Below are 3364 nucleotides of genomic sequence, written 5' to 3'. Positions count from 1 at the left end.
CAGCGCCGTGCTGTGGATCACGACCGCCGTGGTGATCGTCGCCGCGATCCCCGCCGTGCAGCGCGGTGCCGCCCGCATGATGGGATGGAACAAGGCGTGATGCGGTCTCGGCCGAACGAGGCGGCTTTTCACCCTCTCCCGTGGGGAGAGGGGGGCCGCCGTGCCGTGATCGAGACCCGAACCCACGACCCGGATTTCGTATGATGCGTGTCTCTCTCTGCAACGAGGTGCTCGGCGATCTGCCGTTCGCCCGCCAGTGTGCGTTCGCCGAGGCGGTCGGCTACGACGGCCTCGAGCTCGCGCCGATGACGCTCTCCGACGAGCCGCACCGGCTGCCGGCGGCGGCGCGTGCGGTGCTGCGCAAGACCGCGGCCGACGCCGGCATCGCCATCACCGGCCTGCACTACGTGCTGAAGGCGCCGGCCGGCCTGTCGATCACGTCCGCCGACCCGGCCGTGCGGGAAAAAACCATCGAGGTGATGCGCGGCCTGTGCGCGCTGGCCGGCGATCTCGGCGGCTCGGTGGTGGTGCACGGCTCGCCCGATCAGCGCCAATTGGTGCCGGGTGAGGAGGCGGACGGCCGCAAGCGCGCCGCCGACGCGTTCGCCGCGGTGGCCGACGCCGCGCGGGCGGCGGGCATCGTCTATTGCATCGAGCCGCTGTCGCCGCCGCAGACGCCCTGCATCAACACGGTCGCCGAGGCGGCCGAGATCGTGAGAGCGGTCGGCAATCCGGCGCTGCGCACGATGATCGACTGCTCGTCGGCCGCGGTCAGCGAGACCGGGCCGCTCGCCGACCTGATCCGGCGGTGGGTGCCGACCGGCCTGATCGCGCACGTGCACTTCAACGATCCGAACCGGCGCGGGCCGGGCGAGGGCGATCTCGCCTTCGCGCCGATCGTCGCCGCGCTGCGCGAGGTCGGCTACCGCGGCGACATCGGCGTCGAGCCGTTCGTCTACCGGCCCGACGGCCCCGCCTGCGCGGCCCGCGCGATCGGTTATGTGCGCGGCCTGCTCGAGACGGTGCGCTGACGACCTCTGTTCCCCCGCACTTCGAGACCATCAAGGAAGAACAATGACCAACGAAGGGTTGTCGATCAATCTCGCCACCGTCCGCCAGCAGTGGAACCTCGGCGAGGCGGTGGAGGCCTGCGCCCGCCACGGCATCAAGGCGATCGATCCGTGGCGCGACCAGGTGGCGGCGTTCGGGCTCGCCGAGTCGGCCAAGGTGATCAAGGACAACGGCATGCGCGTCACCGGCTATTGCCGCGGCGGCATGTTCCCGGCGGCCGACAAGGCCGGCCGGCAGGCCGCGATCGACGACAACCGGCGCGCCCTCGACGAGGCGGCGGCGATCGGCGCCGAGTGCATCGTGCTGGTGGTCGGCGGCCTCCCCGACGGCTTCCGCGACATCGTCGCGGCGCGCGAGATGGTGGCCGAAGGGCTCGCGGACATCCTGCCGCACGCCCGCGCGGTGAAGGTGCCGCTGGCGATCGAGCCGCTGCATCCGATGTATGCCGGCGACCGCGCCTGCGTGAACACGCTCGGCCAGGCGCTCGACCTGTGCGATGCGCTCGGCCCCGATGTCGGCGTGGCGATCGACGTCTATCACGTGTGGTGGGACCCCGACGTCGCCCGCCAGGTCGCCCGCGCCGGCCGCGCGCGCAGGATCTTCGCCTACCACATCTGCGATTGGCTGGTGCCGACCCGCGACATGCTGCTCGATCGCGGCATGATGGGCGACGGCGTGATCGACCTGAAGGCGTGGGCCAGGATGATCGACGACGCCGGCTATCACGGGTTCCACGAGGTCGAGATCTTCTCCGGCGAGAACTGGTGGAAGAAGCCCGGCGACGAGGTTTTGGAGACCTGCCTCGAACGGTTCCGGGCGACGCTCTGACGCCCGTCCGGCGATCTCCCATCGTCTCGATTCGATCGCTGCAAAGCGCCCGCCCCACCCGGCGGGCGTTTTTTTCCGTCTCTTGCACCGTCTTTTGCGCCGCCTCGGGTCGCCGGCGGCACCTCGGAACCGCCGTGGCGGCGCCGCGTCTCCTCGGGCGAACCTTTTCCGGCGAAGACCTTTGGTGAGGGGAAGGGCTCGCGTCCCACGGCGGGCGCGCCCGAGACATCGAACGAATCGAGGAGACGGCAATGGCCGACACGTTGAGGGGATGCAAGGTCGCGGTTCTGGCGACCGACGGCGTCGAGCAAGTGGAGCTCACCGAGCCGGTGAAGGCGCTGAAGGCGCAGGGCGCCGAGGTGCAGGTGGTGGCGCCGGCGAGCGGCAGCATCCAGGGCTGGAACCATCACGAGAAGGGCCAGGCGATCCGGGTCGATCGCGGCCTCGACGGCGCCGCGCCCGAGGACTACGAGGCCTTGATGCTGCCGGGCGGCGTGATGAACCCGGACGCGCTGCGGCTCGAGCCGAAGGCGGTCGCCTTCGTGCGGCACTTCGTCGAGAGCGGCAAGCCGATCGCTGCGATCTGCCACGGCCCGTGGCTCCTGATCGACGCCGGCGGCGTGAAGGGCCGCACGATGACCTCGTGGCCGTCGCTGAAGACCGACCTCGCCAATGCCGGTGCCGAATGGGTCGACCGCGAGGTGGTCACCGACAACGGCCTCGTCACCTCGCGCAATCCGAACGACATCCCGGCCTTCAACCGCAAGATGATCGAGGAGTTCTCGGAAGGCCGGCACGACCGCCGCGCGGCCGAGTGAGGCGATGGGCGGGGGCAGAGGCGGGGCGACGGCGAGCACGCCGCCGGGTGGCTTCACAATGCTGCCCGGATCGCCCGCTAGGCTCCCGCCATCATCGATCGCGAGGTGATCACAGCGGCCCGGTCTCCGGGCCGCTGTCGTCGTCTCGGGATCCCCCGGTGGCGGCGGGACCGTCACCGGGCCATCAATGGAAAGACGACCCGACAACTCGGCGACCACGGCCGACGTTCAAGAAACCATGCGTACCAGTCGAAACCCCCGATGGTCGGCCCTTTCCGGGCCGGCGGACGCGCTGCGCGCGTCGTTCGAAAAGCTCGCCGCCGCACTCGGCGGCCGCGCCGCTCCGGTGCAGATGCTCGCCGGCGTTCGCGATCTGTCCCGCCGCGCGGTGCCGGATGCCGACGGCATCCGCCGCTCGTGGCTCTATCTCGTCACGATCGGCGTGCCGTTCGTCACCGCCACGGTGCTCGGCCACCCGCACGGCGCGGTGCTGGGCGGCCTGGTCGGCTTGATGTGCAGCTTCTCCGACGCCGACGAGAGCGACCTCGAGGCGCGCTGGCTGATTCTCCTGCAGGTCGCCTTCGGGATGACGGCGGGCGGCTTCGTCGGCTTCCTGCTCGGCGGCTACTCGGCGCCGTTCTGGGGGG

At 70.9% G+C, this 3364-nt stretch carries 4 protein-coding genes; all 4 read left to right on the top strand.

Features of this window, described 5'->3' with window-relative positions:
- Window positions 1–203: 203 nt before the first annotated feature.
- On the top strand, window positions 204–1031 hold the full coding sequence (locus tag A33M_RS21305) for a sugar phosphate isomerase/epimerase family protein (protein ID WP_040622450.1): 828 nt from the start codon (window positions 204–206) through the stop codon (window positions 1029–1031).
- A gap of 43 nt (window positions 1032–1074) precedes the next feature.
- On the top strand, window positions 1075–1899 hold the full coding sequence (locus A33M_RS21300) for a sugar phosphate isomerase/epimerase family protein (RefSeq protein WP_008391857.1): 825 nt from the start codon (window positions 1075–1077) through the stop codon (window positions 1897–1899).
- A gap of 251 nt (window positions 1900–2150) precedes the next feature.
- Complete coding sequence (locus A33M_RS21295) at window positions 2151–2717, top strand: type 1 glutamine amidotransferase domain-containing protein (RefSeq protein WP_008391855.1); 567 nt, start codon at window positions 2151–2153, stop codon at window positions 2715–2717.
- A gap of 238 nt (window positions 2718–2955) precedes the next feature.
- On the top strand, window positions 2956–3364 hold a 409-nt coding region (locus A33M_RS21290), incomplete at its 3' end, for a hypothetical protein (RefSeq protein WP_040622447.1).

Origin of the sequence: Rhodovulum sp. PH10 (assembly GCF_000293785.1) — a bacterium.
GTDB lineage: Bacteria > Pseudomonadota > Alphaproteobacteria > Rhizobiales > Xanthobacteraceae > Rhodoplanes.
Note: the sequence above shows the minus strand (reverse complement) of the source record. Positions and strands in the feature narration are given on the sequence as shown.